Here is a 16699-nt window from a genome sequence, read left to right as displayed (position 1 = left end):
CGCCCTATTGCTTGTTGCGCCCACGGCGACAGCGCTCGGAGCAGTAGCGCACCTCATCCCAGCAGCGCGCCCATTTCTTGCGCCAGGTGAATGGCAAGCCGCAGACCAAGCAGGTCTTTACCGGCAACTGAGCCTTCTTCACAGCGTTTCCCCGGCATCGAGCTTGGCCAGCAGGCGTTTGCCCCAGTCCCACAGCGCTTGCTGCTTGGCCTCGTTCATACGCGCCAGGTTGCGATAGACCATGCCCATGCGCGGGTTGCGCTCAAGCGGCTCACGGTGGCGCATGAGGAAATGCCAGTACAAGGCATTGAACGGACAGGCCGACTCGCCGGTGCTTTCGCTCACCTTGTAGCTGCAGCCCTGGCAATGATCGGACATGCGCTTGATGTACTGGCCGCTGGCGCAATAGGGCTTGGAGCCGAGGTAGCCGCCGTCGGCGTGCATCACCATGCCCAGGGTGTTAGGCAGCTCCACCCAGTCGAAGGCGTCCATGTACACGGCCAGGTACCAGTCGCAGATAGCCTTGGGCGCGATGCCGGCCAGCAGGGCGAAGTTGCCGGTAACCATCAGCCGCTGGATATGGTGCGCGTAGGCGTGTTCCAGGGTCTGGCCGATGGCCTGGCGCATGCAGTTCATGCGCGTCTTGCCGGTCCAGTAGAACTCGGGCAGTGCGCGTGAGTTGCCGAAGCGATTGCCTTCGGCGTACTCCGGCATGCGCAGCCAATAGACGCCGCGCACATACTCGCGCCAACCGATCAACTGGCGGATGAAGCCTTCGGCGGCGTTGAGCGGCACGTCGCCGGCACGGTAGGCCGCCTCTACCTCCTCGCAGATCCGCCGCAGATCGAGCAGGCCGATATTCAGCGCCGCGCTGATGCGCGAGTGAAAGAGAAAGGGTTCGCCATCGGCCATGGCGTCCTGGTAATCGCCAAAGTCGGCCAGGCCCTGGGCGAGAAAATGCTGCCACAGGCGCTCGGCCTGCTCGGCCGTCACCGGGTAGTCGAAGCCCTCCAGGCTGCCGTAATGACTGGCGAAACGCTGTCCCACCAACTCCAGCACCTTACGGGTGATGGCATCCGGCTCGATGCGCAGAGGCACAGGTGGACGCACGCCCTTGGGCAGCGCCTTGCGGTTGTCGGCGTCGAAGTTCCAGGCGCCCCCCTCAGGCGTGCCGTCGGGGTTGAGCAGCAGGCCACTGGCGTGGCGCATCTCGCGGTAGAAGAACTCCATGCGCAGCTGCTTGCGGTCCTTCGCCCAGGCAGCGAAGGCATCGCGCGTGCACAGAAAACGGCTGTCCGGGTGCCAGTGGATCGGCACGCCGCAGTGGCGCAGGGCCTGCTCCAGGCGCCAGTCGCCGCACTCGGTCAGATGGATTTCGGCGGGGTCCAGCTGCTGCGTCCAGCGCAATAGCTCGCCGGGCAGGGAGCCGCTGTTGTCGGGATCATCGAGCGTCACGTAATGCACCTTGAGGCCCTGCGCGCGCAGGACCTCGGCGAAATGGCGCATGGCGCTGAAGATCAGGGCGATCTTCTTCGGATGATGCGCTACATGGCTGGCCTCCTCCATCACCTCGGCCAGCAATAGATGGTCGCGCTGCGGGTCGACGTCCTGCAGCGCGCCGAGGCCGGGCGTCAGTTGATCACCCAGAATCAGGATCAGGCGGCGTACACCGCCCTCAAAATCAACGGCCATCTGCGGAGCTTTCACCAGCCGGAACGAAAGGCGATGGGCACACGCAGACTGTTGGCGGCCGAGGGCAAGCCGCACATCTCGTCGTGCACCGAGCTGTGCACCAGAAAGAACGGCAGCGTCGGCATTTCCTGCAGCACGTCGCGCGCATGCTCTACTGATCGCAGGCTCAAGGTACTGCCGTGTTCGTCGATAATCGGATGCGCGCGCCCTTCCATCCGTGCTTCGAGCAGGTAGATGCCGCCTTCGAGCGAGATCAGGTTGAGTTCATCGATGCGCCCGGCTTGGGCATAAGCGGATAGATCATGCAGATTCATCTGGCTTTCCCTCGTTTTTTCTATACAAGAACTTATACAAACATAATTCTTGTAAAACAAAGAAAAAGCTCAACCCCAGAACGCAAAACGCCCGTCCTGTTCGGACGGGCGGTCTTGAAACAAGCCGGGATCAATCGTGCTTGGTCAGCTTGTCCAGATAGCCCATGGCGAACGCCGAGGCGACGAAGGTCATGTGGATGATCACGTACCACATCAGATGGTCCGTTTCGTAGTTACGCGCATCCATGAAAACCCGCAGCAGGTGAATCGAGGAAATGGCCACGATCGAAGCGGCCACCTTCATCTTCAACGAGCTGGAGTCCATCTTGCCCAGCCAGCTGAGTTTCTCCTTGCTGTCATCGATATCCAGTTGCGAAACGAAGTTCTCGTAGCCGGAGATCATCACCATGACCAGCAAGCCGCCTACCAGCGCCATGTCGATCAGTGACAGCAGCACTAGAATCAGGTCGGACTCTGCCATGGCGAACACGTTCGGCAGGATGTGGAAGACTTCCTGGAAGAACTTCAGCGCCAACGCCAGCAGACCCAGAGACAGACCGAAATAGATCGGCGCCAGCAACCAACGCGATGCGTACATGGCGTTTTCGATAAAGCGTTCCATGGAAAACTCACTGAAGAGAGAAAAACGCGGCGAGTATACCCATCGTCCAGCATCAGCAGAAGCAGCCAGCGTATTGTGGATAACCCCCATCAACGCGAGTCCCCGGTGAATGCTCCGGCGCGCTTTGTTGCAGACGTTTCAGCTGTGCCCGTCAGTTTCGGGGCGGCGCTGCAAGGCACTGAGCGGTCTGTTGCGTTCGCCATTGACGCGGCGCAACTCGGCCTGCATGTGCAAGCGCCAGATGGGCGGTTCGCTGCACTCGGCATATCCCTGCAAGGCCAGGCTTTCGGCAATCGAATCAAGGACCCCTTCTGCGACAAAAGGCCCATAGAATGGGCCTTGCGCCTTGATCGCAGAAGGTTGCGCGCCTGACATGCCGGCGGCGCAGAGCAGTATCCAGCGTCCTTGGTTATCTACCATCGGCCGGATCACGCATTCGATGCGCGTGACCAGGCCCAGGCATTGGCGGGTGAGGCAGAGGCTGCGCGACATGGCTGCGACCCTCGCGGAATCCAGGCTCCAGCCTACACCCCGAGCGCCCGCACTGTGAAGCCAAAGTTATCCACGCGATCTGTGGATAACTCTGTGCATGAAGCGTTAGCAACGAGTCCGACGCGCCTGTACCGGGCGATCCGGGACAATCGTGAAAGATTTGCTCAGCTCGCCGCGTCGCCCTCGCCCTTCTTGCGTCGCGGCGCCTTGGCCGGCTTGGCGGCTGCCGGCTCGGCTTCGGTTTTGGCCTTCTCCGCTTCGGCGGGCTTGCCCTCCTCCTCCAAGCCGATCTCGGCGATATCGCGCAGGCGCTCGACCACACGGGCATTGACGCTGCCCTTGGGGAAACGTCCTTTCTCGTCCGGGTGACCGGCCGCCTCACCGACCAGCAGGCTCAGCGCCTCATCGACATGGCGCACCGCATAGACGTTGAACTGGCCGTCTCGCACGGCCTGCAGCACGCGCTCGTCGAGCATCAGGTTGGCGACATTGGAATGCGGGATGATCGCCCCCTGCTCGCCAGTGAGACCACGCGCCTCGCACAGGCGGAAGAAGCCTTCGATCTTCTCGTTGACCCCGCCGACGGCCTGCACCTCGCCGAACTGGTTGATCGAACCGGTAATGGCGAAGCACTGCTTGAGCGGCGTGCGCGACAGCGCCGAGATCAGCGTGCACACCTCGCCGAGCGAGGCGCTGTCGCCGTCGACGTAACCGTAGGACTGCTCCAGGGCGATGCTCGCGGAAATCTCCAGCGGGAATTCCTGCGCATAGCGGCTACCGAGAAAGCCAGTGAGGATCATCACACCCTTGGAGTGGATCGACTGACCGAGGCTGACCTCACGCTCGATGTCGACGATACCGCTGCCGCCCGGATACACGGTGGCGGAAATCCGTGCCGGTACACCGAAGGCCGAGTCGCCGACTTCCAGCACGGTCAGGCCGTTGCACTTACCGACGGCGGCGCCGCTGGTGTCGATAAGGATGATGCCGGCCAGCATGTCGTCGATGATCCGCGCTGACACGCGCCCGGTGCGCGTAGCCTTGGCCTTGAGCGCGCGCTCGATATGGCCGACGTCGGTGATCTTCTCACCGGCGAGCTGGCGAATGAAATCGGCCTCACTGACCAGCTGGAACAGGTCGCCGATACGCGCTGACAGGCGCCCTTGGTGTTCAGCCAGACGTGCGCTGTAGGTGGCCAGACGCGCCACCGCAGCACCGGTCATGGGCGCCATGCCCTCTTCCGAGGTACGCGTCTTCATCAACTGGGCGAACTGCTCCAGGCTGTCCTCGGCGAGCGGGATGTCCTCGTCGAAGTCGACCAGAACGCGGAACATCTCCTGAAAGTCCGGATCGTGATCCTGCAGCGCGTAATACAGCTGCCGCGAGCCGATGATGATGACCTTCAGCTGCAGCGGGATGACCTGCGGGTTGAGCGTGACGGTGGCGATGCGGCCGAGATCGCCCAGCGGCGACTCCATCTTCAACTGGCGCGAATGCAGGGCGCGCTTGAGCGCCTCCCAGACGAAGGGCTCGCCAAGCAGTTTTTCCGCCTCGACCACCAGATAACCGCCATTGGCGCGGTGCAGCGCACCCGGGCGCAACTGGCGATAGCTGGTGTACAGCGCACCCTGATCGGAGCTGTACTCGATGCGGCCGAACAGGTTGTCGTAGGTCGGGTGCGACTCGAACACCACCGGCGCACCGCCATTGGCATGGTGACCGACCACCAGGCTCGGGCAGTACATTTCTTCCAGCAGCTTGCGCAGTTGCGGATCGGCCTTGTCGACATCCACCAGCTGCTCGACGGCAGTTTTCAGCAGGTTGATCTGCATCGCCTGCAGGTAGGCGCAGACGCCGGCGTTCTCGGCATACTTCTCCGAAAGCGGCGCCAACAGTGGCTGCAAGGCGACGGTGATGGTCTCTTCATTGAGCTGACGCAGCAGGTTGCTCGACTCGCGCTTCCACTGCGGCAGGCTGGCCAGCTCCTCGTTGAGGCGCTCTTCCAGCGCGGCGATATCGGCGTGGAAGCGCTCACGGTCGGCTTCCGGCAACTGGGCGAACTCGGCCTCGTCCAGCGCCTTGCCGTCTGCCATCGGGGTGAAGGCGATATTGGTGCTGTCGCGGTACAGGGCCACGCCCTTCTCCAGCGACAGACGCTCGATCACGTCCAGCGCCTGGTCGTAGCGCTTGTTGAAGCCGCGGTCGATGGCGCTCTTCTTCTGCTGGTAGGTCGGCGTTTCGAACACCGCCGGAAAGGTGGCCAGCAGGTTGTCGATCAGCTGATTGATATCGGCGATGAAGTCGCTCGCCGTACCGGCTGGCAGCTCCAGCGCACGCGGCTCGCGCGGCTCGTCGAAATGGTTGACGTAGACCCGGTCGGCCGGTGTTTCCATACGCTTGGCTTCGGCCTTGAGGTAGCGCTGGACGAAGGAGAAGCGCCCGGTGCCGGGCTCGCCCATGACGAACACGTTATAGCCGGGACACGGCATGGCCACGCCAAATTGCAGGGCCTCGACTGCGCGGGCCTGGCCGAGTACGCCGCGGAAAGGTTCGAGATCATCGGTGCTGCTGAAGTTGAACTGCTCGGGGGCGAAGGGGCGGGTCAGCGATTCGGGGGCAAGGCGCAAAGCATCGAGGCTACGCTTGGACATTGGCAATCCTTTATAGCAAGCGGGAGTTCCGCAAAAACATGGGCTGATTCTGGGCCTGCTATCTGGCCGCGATCAAGGTTTGATTCCTCCATATGACAAAAAAGCCATGACGCGCACGCTTCATGGCTCGGAGGCTGCAGATACAGGAACACCGCCCTCAGGCGGTGTTCAGGGTTCGCAGAGAAAGGATCAGAACTCGCCGCGCAGGGTCAGGGAGAAGTTGCGGGGTTCGCCGTAGTAGTAGTTGGCGCCGGTCACCCCGATCTTCTCGTAGTAGTACTTGTCGAACAGGTTGTTGGCATTGAACTGTGCCGAATAATGCTCGTTGAAGCGGTAGGCAACCATGGCGTTATAAACCGCGTAACCGGCCTGCTCGGCCCGTGCGGTACGCGTATTGTTGACGGCGTAAATGTCACTTTGCGCCTGGACGCCGCCTCCCACAGTCCAGTTGGCAAACTGTCCCGGCAGTTTGTAAGTAGTGAATAGCCGCAGCAAGTGCTTGGGATCGGTAGTGCGCAGCACGTTGCCTTCATTATTGGCCGTATCCTTCAAGTATTCGGTGGTGGTGTAGGTATAGCCGCCCCCTACCTGCCAACCGGACATCACCTCGCCGGATATTTCCAGTTCCACACCTTCACTGCGGCTCTTGCCGGCGGCAACCATGCAGGAACCGATGGCATTGTTCGGCTGGCAAGGCAGCGCGATGGCGTTGGCATCCTGCAATCCCTTACCGACCAGGTTGGTGCGAAAGACCGCGATGGAACTGTTCAGACGCCCCTGATAGAACTCACCCTTTAGCCCAAGTTCGTATACCTCACCGGTCATGGGTTCGAGCAGCGAGCCTGAGACGTCGTAACTGGTCTGCGGCGCGAAGATTTCGGTGTAGCTGGTATAGGCGCTGATGTTGTCGGTCAGATCGTAGATCAGCGCGGCGTAAGGGACGATCTCGCGGGTGACCTTGTAATCGCCGGTCGCGCTGTTACGGTTCTCGAAGTCGTACCAGTTCAGGCGCGCACCGATAATCGCGTTGAGCGGATCGGCCAATGACAGGTTGAGGCTGGCGTAGGTGGCCTTCTGGGTAGTGATGGTATGCGCCTGCGGGTTGGCCTGGGCGCCGATGCGATCCTTGTTCACGTTCGATGGGTTCCAGTTGCGCACGTCGACACCCCGCGCGTTATAGCCCCATACCGACTCCACGCCGATGGCATCGGCCTCGTTCCACTCAGCCCCCACGGTCAGCCGGTGCTCGCGCCCGAGCAGCGCGAAAGGCCCGTCCAGCACCGCACCCACGTTGCTGTAGTTGGTACGTCCACCACCGTCGTTGAAGTTGTAGTTCACGTCCCACAGGTAGGGATTGCTGGTACCCGCGGTTCTGGCCAGCGAAGTCTGCTGGAAGCCGTGGTCCTTGTATGCCAAGCGACTGCGGTTGGCGTTCAACTTGAGGCTCCAGCCGTTAGCGAACGCGTGATCCAGCTCAGCGAAGGCATGGGTATTGGTGCGGTCCCAGCGCGCCCAGTTGGCGCCGAGGAAGGTCGAGCGGGAAAAGCGCAGCGGCGAACCGTCGAAGTCCGGTACCAGCCCGCCCCATGCCCCGGTCGCATCGATCTCGCTGTATTCCAAGCCGCCGGTGACGGTGGTGCTGTCGCTCAGGTCGGCTGCCAGCACCGTGTAGAGCACGTTCTTGCGCTCCATGCGGGTGTCCTGGAAGAAATCCTTGTCATCGTGCACCGCAATCACCCGACCACGAATGTTGCCGCTCTCGGTCAACGGCCCGGACACATCCGCCACGTAGCGATTGGCATCCCACGAGCCGAGCGTGTAACTGGCCGAGCCCTGGAACTCGCGCGTCGGACGCTTGCGCACCATATTCACGACGCCGGATGGGTTACCGGAACCACGCAGCATGCCGCTGGCACCACGCAACACCTCGACGTGGTCGAGAGTGGCGACGTCAGGCTGAATGAAATTGCCGCTGCGCCAATCGACATTGATCGTCGAACCATCGAACTGCAGAGCATCGATCTGGTAGCCACGCGAGTAGTAAGTCACCCGCTCGCTGTCGGTTTGATCGACCACTACGCCAGGCGTCTGCTGCAACATCTGCTTGAGGTTGGTGAGGTTCTGATCCTTCATCCGTTGCTCGGTCAGCACCGTGACCGACTGCGGTGTGCGACGCAGGGACTGCGGCGTCTTGCCGATTGACACCGCGCCAGTGGTGTAGGAACCGCTGCCCTCGGTCACACCACCCAGGCCGGTGCCCACCACACTGATGGCTCCCAGGTTCAACGCCCCCTGCGCATCACCTGGCACACTCAGCAGAAACGCCTTGGGCGAGAGTTGCTCCACCTGCATGCCGGTACCGCCCAGCAGTATCCGCAATGCCTGGGCCGTATCGCTCACAGCCTGCACGCCAGGGCTTTGCTTGCCCGCCACTTCCTCGGCAGCGTAAGAGAGGCTGACGCCAGCCTGACGGGCGAAACGATCGAGCGCGTCGGCCAGTGGCCCGGCCGGGATGTCCCAGGACTGCTGTTGCGAAGCGGCGCCCTGTTCGGCCATGACCGGCACGGCGGCAACGGCCAACGACAGACCGAACAGGGAGGCGCGCAAAGCGCGGGTCAGGGGGTGGAGGGAGAGGGTCATTCATTGCTCCGTAGCAGTCTGGAATTTGGAAGCCTGTAGCCGGCCTTTCCTGACATGCCGAACATGAATGAGAAACCACCTCAATTATTTTCGTATTTGCGGTTTTTATTTATCAGCGTCCGCCATTCGGGCTGCGCTAAGCGCTGCGCAAGCTCGGGTACGGCTCATAATGCTGTTCGCTCAAGGCTGTACGCGCCAGGCTTCCCTCCCCCATTTATTGGTGGCACGCCTGTGGAGAGGGGCAAAGGGCGAGGAGGTGAATTGCACTCGACCGTAAATCAAGTGAACAGCATTGCAGGTAAGGCTCAGGCCCTTGCGCTGACGGTCACCCAATAATCGGTTCGGTAGTCCACCCGCACCGGCAGCGCCAGTGCCAGCAGCCCCAGGATCTGCCGGGTATCGTCCAGTTGGTAGGTACCGGATACGCGCAGGTGCGCGACCTCGTCGCGACATACCAGCAGGCCGCGCCGATGCCGCGACAGCTCGCTCAGAAAGGCGTCCAGGCGCATGTCAGCAGCGCGGATCACGCCGTCGGTCCAGGCCCACGGGTCCAGGCCATCGCTCAATGCCGGGCGCACACCATCGGCGTCGAAGCGCACCTGCTCGCCCGCCGCGACGCGCGCAACTGCAGTCGTTTGCGGATCGCCGAACAGGCTCACCTCTCCGTCCCTCACGGCCAGGGTGCTGAACCCGCTGTGGTGCTGGTTCAGCAGGAAACGCGACGCCTGGCCCCGCACCTGACCGTCGCGCCCCATGAGCCAAAGCGGCCGCCGATCCTCGCCTGCGACCTCCACCAGCAATTCACCGCGATACAGCCGAATACGCCAGGACTGCCCATCGAAGGCGGTATCGAAGGCGCTGTCGCTGTTCATGTGGATACGGCTACCCTCGCCAAGCTCGACCAGACGCCGCTCGCCCACATCGCTGCGGTACTGCGCCATCAACCCGGGGAGCGGCGTATGCTCGCGCGCCTGCCAGAGCAGCGCGCCGGAAGCCGCGAACAACCCGAGCATCTTGAGGCTCTGCCGACGACTCATGCGCTCGCGCACGCCGCCCAGTGTTCGACGGCTCAGGGCCGGCGGCAGATTGGCGAAGCGCTCGCCGGCCTGGGTCACGCTCTGCCAGGCGCGCTCATGCTCGGGAGATTCGCCCAGCCAGCGCTCGAACCGTTCCACGGTGGCGGCATCGGGCACGTCGAAGCGCATCCGTACCAGCCACTGGATGCCAGCCTCGAGCACCGCGGCATCAAGCGGCGGGTCAGTCCTGTTCATGGCTGAAGCGATAGCAGGCGTGCAGGGCCTTGGCCAGGTCGCGCTCGACAGTGGCGCGCGATACGCCAAGCTGCTCGGCGATCTGCAAGCAGGTCAGACCATCCAGTTGGGCCAGCAGAAAAGCCTGACGCACCCGCGGCTTGAGCCTGTCGAGCAGACAATCCAGTGCCTCCAGCGTGTCGAGCAGTTGCAGGCGTTCTTCCTCCGAAGGCGCCTCGCCCTCGCCCAGATGGGCAATGCTCTCCAAATAGGCCTGCTCCAATGCGCGACGTCGGTACTGATCGATCATCAGCCCGCGGGCGATACGGCCCAGATAGGCGCGCGGATTGAGCAGCGTTACCGGCATCTCGCTGCGCAGCAGACGCACGAACACGTCCTGCGCCAGATCCGAGGCATTGTCCCGACAGCCCACCCGGCGGCTGAGCCAACTGTGCAACCAGGACTGATGTTCGCGATAAAGCTGATCGACGGTGGGGGAAAGGCCTGATGTATTGCTGGACATACGGGAAGGCAAAGACGCAATTGATAGGAATTCTCATGTTATTCCTTTCGCCCCCTTCGCAGCAATCCCGCCACGGTGCGATACGTCCACCTGCACGGCCCCTCATACCTTGACATCCGCGCCTGGCTTGGCCAAAGCTCGGCCATCGCCATGACCAGAAGAACAGCGACCTTGAAACGGATATTCGCCGTCCTCGCACTGAGCCTCGCCCTTCCCCTGCACGCCGCCACGGTCGAACAACTCGCCGCCGATCCTTACTGGATCGCACTCGGCCACTACGAAACCGGCAAGCTCGGCGGCTGGCGCAGCTATGTCGATGACGAGGATTTCTTTCTCGCCACCGACGGCGACAGCGACCCGGCCGCCGAACTGCGGGCAACCCTCGAGGCCCTGTATCAGCCCGCCGAACTGGGCGACCGCCACCCGCAATGCATCTACCCGGCGCGCACCCGCTGGCTCAAGGCCCAGTTGCAACTCGATGACCTGCCCAACCCGGACTGCGCCGAGTATCGAAACTGGATCGCCGACGTCAATCCGCACAGCACGGTGCTGGTGTTCCCGGCCGCCTATCTGAACAGCCCCTCATCGATGTTCGGCCACACCCTGCTGCGCATCGACCAGCCCGACATCGACAGCCACAACACTGCGCTGCTGAGCTATGCGCTGAACTTCGGCGCCTTTATTGAAGGCAACGACAACAGCATCCTTTACGCCTGGCGCGGGCTGATGGGCGGCTATCCCGGCCTGTTCGCCCTGGTGCCTTACCGCGAGAAGCTCAGCGAATATAACCGCCTGGAGAACCGCGACCTGTGGGAATACCGGTTGAACCTGACGCAGGAAGAAACCGCGCGCATGGTCGAGCACGTCTGGGAGCTCAAGCAGATCCGCTTCGATTACTTCTTCTTCGACGAGAACTGCTCCTACCGCCTGCTGGAGCTGTTGGAAATCGCCCGCCCGGGTATCGAACTGACCGAGCACTTCCCGCTCACCGCCATCCCCACCGACACCGTGCGCGCGGTCAAGGACGCCGGGCTGGTGGAACGCATCGACTATCGCCCATCACGCGAGCGCGAGCTGCTGGCGCGCGCCGAACCGCTGGAGAGCGACGAACAGACCTGGGTACTGCGCCTGAGCGAAGACCCGACTCAGCTCGACAACGCCGATTTTCTCGCCCTCCCGGTCGAGCGTCGCGCACTGATTCAGGATGCGGCATTCCGCCTGGTGCGCTATCACGCCAATGACGAAGAACGCAGCAGCAACGCCCAGCGCAGCTTCCAGCTACTCGGCGCGATCAACCGCAACCCGCCGCCACCGCTGGAGGTGGAGCGCCCACTGCTGCCCGAGGAAGGCCACGAATCGCGCACCTGGCAACTGGCCGGCGGCAGCCGTGATGATCGTGCCTTTGCCGAGTACGGCCTGCGCATGGCCTATCACGACCTGAACGACAATCTCGATGGCTTCCCATTGGGCGCGCAGATCGAGATCCTCCAGCTCAAGCTGCGCCAGTACGAGAACAACCACTGGCAGCTGCAGCGCCTGGATCTGGCCAATATTCGCTCGCTGACACCGCGCAACGCCCTGCTCCAGCCGCTGTCCTGGCAGGTTGGCGGCGGCCTGGAGCGAGTACTCGGCGAAGACGGCGACAGCCAGCTGGTCGGTCATATCAGCGGTGGCGCCGGCGCCACCTGGCAGTTGCACGACGACCTGCTCGGCTTCGCCCTCGGCACCGCGCGCCTGGAATACAACGAGGACTTTGCCGCCGTCGTCTCTCCGGCACTCGGCTTCAACAGCGGGCTGCTGTGGCGCAACCCGTTGGGTAACCTGACTCTGGAGGCAGCCGGCGACTACTTCCACAACGGCGAGGTGCGCCGGCGCCTGTCGCTCAACCAGCAGTGGGAAGTGTCACGTAACCTCGGCCTGCGCCTGAGCGCCCAGCGTGAATTCAGCCAACTGGCCAGCCCGGTCAATGAGGTGAAGCTGGAGCTGCGCTGGTATCACTACTGATCGTATTAGTGCTCAGCGGCTGCTGGTCACGAGTCGCTGGCGGCTCGCTCAAGCCTCGCGCGGCAGGCGCCCGGGTTCGTTCAACAAGCACTCGCGCACCTGCATCAGGGCGAAGCCCAGCAGGTTGAGGCCACGCCAGGAGGCCGGGGTGTGAGCGTTCGGGTCGCCCTCCGCCAGACCGATACCCCAGACGGGATCGACAGGGCTGGCCTCGACCAGTACACGCGGCGCGGTCCCCAACAGGTATCGCGCCAGCTCGGGGTCTTGCGAGAACTTGCCGAGATTGCCTTCGAAGACGACGGCTTCACGGTTTTCACGCCAGAGCACCTCATCGAAGCCGCGGATTTGCCGGCCAATCGCCTTGACTTCATTCGGCGTGTGCGCAGCCAGAACACGCTCCAGCGCCTCAGCATCCTCGAATAACCGGGCCTTGCCGGCCATCATGTAGTGCTCGGCGGTGGCGTAGTTGATTCCGTCGAGAGTGAAGGCCGAGGGATACCATTGGCTCAGACAACTCTTGCCAACCGGCGCGCCGGCCGCACGGCTGTGCCCCCAGAAATACAGATAGTCGAAGCGATCGCCAGCGGCGCAGGCCTGCTGCAGTTGCTCGACGGTCATGGGCAGGTTCATACGCATTCCTTGCATGGGTTGAATCATGCCGCACAGCATACTGGAGCGTGCCGCCGGCCGCTGCATACCGGTGCACCCCGCCGCCATCGGTTGCTGTCTGAAGCCTTCCACTAGCCGCCGCGATAAGCGCTGACCCGCGGGCAGGAAACGCAAACACAGGATGCTCCTATACTGAAATTCCCGCTGCCCGTTTCAGGAGAGTCATCATGCGTCGCACACTCATGTTTCTCGCCGCTGCCCTGATCAGCCTGCCGCTGTGGGCCATGCACTGCCCACAGGACATGGCCAAGATCGATGCGTTGCTGCAAAGCGATCCGCCCTCCGATCCCGAGGTGCTGGCCAAGGTCAAGGAGCTGCGCGCCGAGGGCGAAGCGCTGCACAAGGCTGGCGATCACGGCGAGTCGGTCAAGGTCCTCGGCGAAGCGCTGGACCTGCTGTCAGCCAGCGAGTAAAGGCAGAGCGCTGCGAGCCTGCTCAGAAACCGCTGTAGAGCAGGCCCAGCGCCACCTGCCTGACCTCCTGCAGATCCACCGGCTTGCTCAGGCAGGCACTGGCGCCACGCGCCCTGGCGTCTTCGAACAGGCGAGCGTCGGCCACCGCGCTGATCACCAGCACCGGCACATCGCGTAAACGCGGCTCGGCACGCATGGCGTCGAGCACTGCCAGGCCATCGCCATCGGGCAGGTCGATATCCAGCACCACCAGCGCTGGCTCGCTGTTCTGCAATTCGACCAGCGCCCGCTGGCAGGAACTCACGCCGCGAACCTCGGCGAAATCGCGCAGCGAGGCCTGGAGCATCTTCATACAGGCCGGGTGATCCTCCACGCACAACACCTGCACCAGGCTGCGCGCCGCTTGCGCCGGCACATCGACGGCTTCGTCGTGAGCGCCTTCAGGGCTGGCGGCACTGGGTATGTCGAGCCAGAAGCGACTGCCCACGCCGGGCTCGCTACGCACGCCGATCTCGCCATCCATCAGCGTGGCCAGTTCACGACACAGCACCAGCCCGATACCGGTTCCGGGAATGTTCGAGCTCTCACGCCCCAGTCGCTGGAATGGCTGAAACAACTGCGCCAATTGCTCGCTCGACAGGCCCGGCCCGGTATCGTCGACCCACAACCGAACACAATCGGCACGCACCTCGTAGCCCATGCGGATCGTGCCGCGCGGGCTGTTGTATTTGATCGCGTTGGACAGCAGGTTGAGCAGGATCTGCCGCACCCGCCGTGGATCGCCTTGCACGAACAAGGGCGGGTCGGCTGCCTCCATCACCTGCAGTTGCAACTGTTTGTGTTGCACCTCGGGCTGCACCAGCTCGGCACAACCGCTGAGCAACGCACCGATCTCGATCGGCTGGAACTGCAGCTGCTGGCGCCGGCTCTCGATGCTCGACAGGTCGAGAATGTCATCTACCAGCGAGGTGAGATGACGACTGGCATTGACGATTTCGCGCGAGTAGTCGGTCTCCAGTTTCGCGTCGTGCTTGTCCTGCACCTCCATCTCGATCAGCTGGGCGAAGCCATGGATCGCGTTGAGCGGCGTGCGCAACTCGTGACTCATGCTCGACAGGAAGCGGCTCTTGGCCTGGCTGGCGGCAAGCGCTTCGAGGCTGGCGTGGCGCAGCTCGTCCTCCACCTGCTTGAGGCGGGTGATATCGACGTGGGTGCCGGCGATGCGCAGCGGCCAGCCACTCTCGTCACGCAACAGGACCTTGCCTCGGCTAAGCAGCCAGAGGTACTCGCCGCGGCAATCGAGATAGCGATACTCGGCGTCGAAATACTCCTCGCCATTGTCGGCGAACAGCTTGCGCAGGTGGCGCAGGCGCTCCAGGTCATCGGGGTGCACGCGCTGGTTGAATTCGCTCAGCGTCAGGTGTCTCGCACCCAGGCCGAAACGCCGTACGAAGCGCTCGCTGAGATCGATGGTGAGATCACGCGTGTCGATCTGCCAGAGGCTTTCGGTGGTGCTATCCAGCACCAGTTGCAGGATGCTTTGCGTCTCCTGCCGCTCATGTTCGCTGGCCTGGAGTTGTTTGCCAGCCTGCTGCACCGCCTCGGCCAGGCGGCTGACCTCGGCAATGTGGCTGTCCGGCACGGTTGGCGAGTACTCGCCCTGCCCCAGGCTGGTGGCCATGTCGACGATGCCGTCGATGGGCTCGGCCAACTGGTTGCTCAGGTGGCGCGAACGCAGCCACATCAGGGCGAAGAACAACAGATAGAACGCTGCCAGACCGGCAATCAGCAGGTAGCCGATGTGCAGGTAGCGCTCGGCCAGTTGGTTGGTGTCGTGGAAGATCTGCTCCTCGTCCACCACCAGCAGCAAGCGCCAGCCGGTCTGCGGAATCTCGCTCCAGGCCACCAGTTGCTTGCGGCCGCCCAGCAGCACTTCCTGCACATTACCGCTGCCCTCATTCATCGCCTGCAGCAACGGCGCCATGCCCTCGCGCTTGGCCAGATTGAAGTCCTCGGATTTGAGCACCTCACGGCGCACGGCCTCATCGTAGGAATACTGGGTCAGCTCGCGCAGACCAAAATCCAGTTCTCCGGCCTTGGGCAGCGCCATGATGTTGTGGTCATGGCTGACCAGCATCGCGTACCCGTGCCAAGGCACGTTGAGCTCGGCGATCTCGCCCAATACCTGGCCTACGGTCACGTCCAGGCCGACCACACCTTCGAGAAAATCATCGCGATACACCGGGGCGATGGCCGATAGCATCCAACCGAGGCCGGCCGGGTCGAGGTAAACTTCGGTCCACATCACCTGTCGCTGCGGGTTGTGCTGGGCATCGGCGAGGTAATAGAAGTTGTAATCGGGTATCACCATGTCATGGGGATACTGCGCGGGCGTATCGAACCAGGGGTAGATGCGGTTGTAGCTGTCCCAGGTATTGAAATACAGCGCAGCCACCAGCGGATTGGCCTGCTGGATCGAACGCATCAGCGGGTCGATCTGCGACAGGCGCATGACTTTTGCGTGATCCTGCTGCGCCAGAGGCGTGCTGTTGGCATAGAAAGACGCGGCCCGCCCGTCATCGCTGCGCGTGTAGAAAACGCCGCTTTCAGTCATTGCATGACGCTGGCGCTCGAGCTCGTCCGCCTGGAAGCGAGAGTCGAGCAAGGCCTCATGTGTCTCATCGCGGAAGACCTGCACCAACGACTCGATGGAGCGCAAACGGCCATCGATGATCTGCCCTTCACGCAGCGCGGCGCTGGCCAGATCCTTCACCGCCGTTTCCTGCAGATGCTCGACCTGCGCGTCACGGATCGCCTGGTTACTCAACAGATACACCGCGATCAACACCGACTCCACGAGAATCAGCGGGATCAGCGCGCTTTGCACGAACGCTCGCCAGATCCACTGACGCAGGGGGTAGCGGCTAGAACTCGGCATTACGGCTCCTTTTCAGAGGTCGCGGGCAGACGCGAAGGGCCATCATAGCTTCCCGAGACGGAATCCGCAGTCGACGCTGAGGAACCTTTGGCGTAGACTCCGCGTCCTAGCTGTAACCACGAAAGTTTTGGGGCCGATTAGGATTCGACGCCGGTAGCGAAACTTGAGGGGCATGCCGAGTAGGTGACAGTTCTCGTAAATCCGCTGCCACAATTTCATAGTTGCCAACGACGACAACTACGCTCTGGCCGCCTAAGGGCGCCAGCTGACCCTAGGGGATGCCTGTAAACCCGAAGATCTGGTCAGTCATATAGAACAGGATCGCCGCCAAGTTCGCTGCAGACGTAACGGCTAAAACTCATGCAGCTCGCTCCAAGCACCCTGCCACTCGGGCGGCGCGGAGTTAACTCAATAGAGATGGCTAAGCATGTAGAACCAATAGCGGAGAGCTGGCGGACGGGGGTTCAAATCCCCCCGGCTCCACCATACAT

General features: G+C 62.6%; 13 protein-coding genes and 1 other RNA gene. 3 read left to right on the top strand and 11 right to left on the bottom strand.

Annotated features, from left to right (window positions below):
• Nucleotides 1-4 precede the first annotated feature (4 nt).
• From B3P22_RS10950 to B3P22_RS10910, 9 genes are all read right to left on the bottom strand, one after another.
• Complete coding sequence (locus tag B3P22_RS10950) at nucleotides 5-142, bottom strand: DUF2256 domain-containing protein (protein WP_296271008.1); 138 nt, start codon at nucleotides 140-142, stop codon at nucleotides 5-7.
• Nucleotides 139-1692: a cryptochrome/photolyase family protein gene (locus B3P22_RS10945; protein WP_296271007.1), complete on the bottom strand. Its 1554-nt coding sequence runs from the start codon at nucleotides 1690-1692 to the stop codon at nucleotides 139-141. The genes B3P22_RS10950 and B3P22_RS10945 overlap by 4 nt, the downstream gene beginning before the upstream one ends.
• An 11-nt stretch (nucleotides 1693-1703) precedes the next feature.
• Nucleotides 1704-2006, bottom strand: a complete 303-nt coding sequence (locus B3P22_RS10940) for a DUF6482 family protein (RefSeq protein WP_197855009.1) — start codon at nucleotides 2004-2006, stop codon at nucleotides 1704-1706.
• 130 nt (nucleotides 2007-2136) lie between these two features.
• Nucleotides 2137-2628 (bottom strand): TIGR00645 family protein, encoded by a 492-nt coding sequence (locus tag B3P22_RS10935; protein ID WP_161864595.1) that lies wholly within the window; start codon nucleotides 2626-2628, stop codon nucleotides 2137-2139.
• Nucleotides 2629-2766: 138 nt separating this feature from the next.
• Nucleotides 2767-3120, bottom strand: a complete 354-nt coding sequence (locus B3P22_RS10930) for a hypothetical protein (RefSeq protein WP_296271006.1) — start codon at nucleotides 3118-3120, stop codon at nucleotides 2767-2769.
• A 164-nt stretch (nucleotides 3121-3284) separates the two neighbouring features.
• Nucleotides 3285-5771 carry a Lon protease family protein gene (locus tag B3P22_RS10925; protein ID WP_296271005.1) on the bottom strand — a complete coding sequence of 829 codons (2487 nt, stop codon included), beginning with the start codon at nucleotides 5769-5771 and terminating at the stop codon, nucleotides 3285-3287.
• A 189-nt stretch (nucleotides 5772-5960) separates the two neighbouring features.
• Nucleotides 5961-8411 carry a TonB-dependent receptor gene (locus B3P22_RS10920; RefSeq protein ID WP_296271004.1) on the bottom strand — a complete coding sequence of 817 codons (2451 nt, stop codon included), beginning with the start codon at nucleotides 8409-8411 and terminating at the stop codon, nucleotides 5961-5963.
• A 305-nt stretch (nucleotides 8412-8716) separates the two neighbouring features.
• On the bottom strand, nucleotides 8717-9682 hold the full coding sequence (locus B3P22_RS10915) for a DUF4880 domain-containing protein (protein ID WP_296271003.1): 966 nt from the start codon (nucleotides 9680-9682) through the stop codon (nucleotides 8717-8719).
• Nucleotides 9669-10184 (bottom strand): sigma-70 family RNA polymerase sigma factor, encoded by a 516-nt coding sequence (locus tag B3P22_RS10910; RefSeq protein WP_296271002.1) that lies wholly within the window; start codon nucleotides 10182-10184, stop codon nucleotides 9669-9671. Before B3P22_RS10910 ends, B3P22_RS10915 begins: the two co-directional genes overlap by 14 nt.
• 150 nt (nucleotides 10185-10334) lie before the next feature.
• Between B3P22_RS10910 and B3P22_RS10905 the strand changes: the two genes are divergently transcribed.
• On the top strand, nucleotides 10335-12188 hold the full coding sequence (locus tag B3P22_RS10905; RefSeq protein ID WP_296271001.1) for a DUF4105 domain-containing protein: 1854 nt from the start codon (nucleotides 10335-10337) through the stop codon (nucleotides 12186-12188).
• Between the two features lie 48 nt (nucleotides 12189-12236).
• Here the strand turns inward: B3P22_RS10905 and B3P22_RS10900 are convergent, their stop codons facing one another.
• Nucleotides 12237-12818 (bottom strand): NADAR family protein, encoded by a 582-nt coding sequence (locus tag B3P22_RS10900; protein WP_296271000.1) that lies wholly within the window; start codon nucleotides 12816-12818, stop codon nucleotides 12237-12239.
• Nucleotides 12819-13024: 206 nt separating this feature from the next.
• Here B3P22_RS10900 and B3P22_RS10895 point away from each other — a divergent pair, with 206 nt between their 5' ends.
• Nucleotides 13025-13270, top strand: coding sequence for a hypothetical protein (locus tag B3P22_RS10895; RefSeq protein ID WP_275546971.1), 246 nt, complete (start codon nucleotides 13025-13027; stop codon nucleotides 13268-13270).
• Nucleotides 13271-13292: 22 nt separating this feature from the next.
• Here B3P22_RS10895 and B3P22_RS10890 read toward each other — a convergent pair whose 3' ends face one another.
• The gene (locus B3P22_RS10890) at nucleotides 13293-16208 is read right to left on the bottom strand and encodes an ATP-binding protein (protein WP_296270999.1); all 2916 of its coding nucleotides are present in this window, start codon (nucleotides 16206-16208) and stop codon (nucleotides 13293-13295) included.
• Between the two features lie 129 nt (nucleotides 16209-16337).
• Between B3P22_RS10890 and ssrA the strand changes: the two genes are divergently transcribed.
• Nucleotides 16338-16694: a transfer-messenger RNA gene (ssrA, locus tag B3P22_RS10885) on the top strand.
• Nucleotides 16695-16699 lie beyond the last annotated feature (5 nt).

Origin of the sequence: Pseudomonas sp. UBA6323 (assembly GCF_002439135.1) — a bacterium.
Taxonomy (GTDB): domain Bacteria; phylum Pseudomonadota; class Gammaproteobacteria; order Pseudomonadales; family Pseudomonadaceae; genus Aquipseudomonas.
Note: the sequence above shows the minus strand (reverse complement) of the source record. Positions and strands in the feature narration are given on the sequence as shown.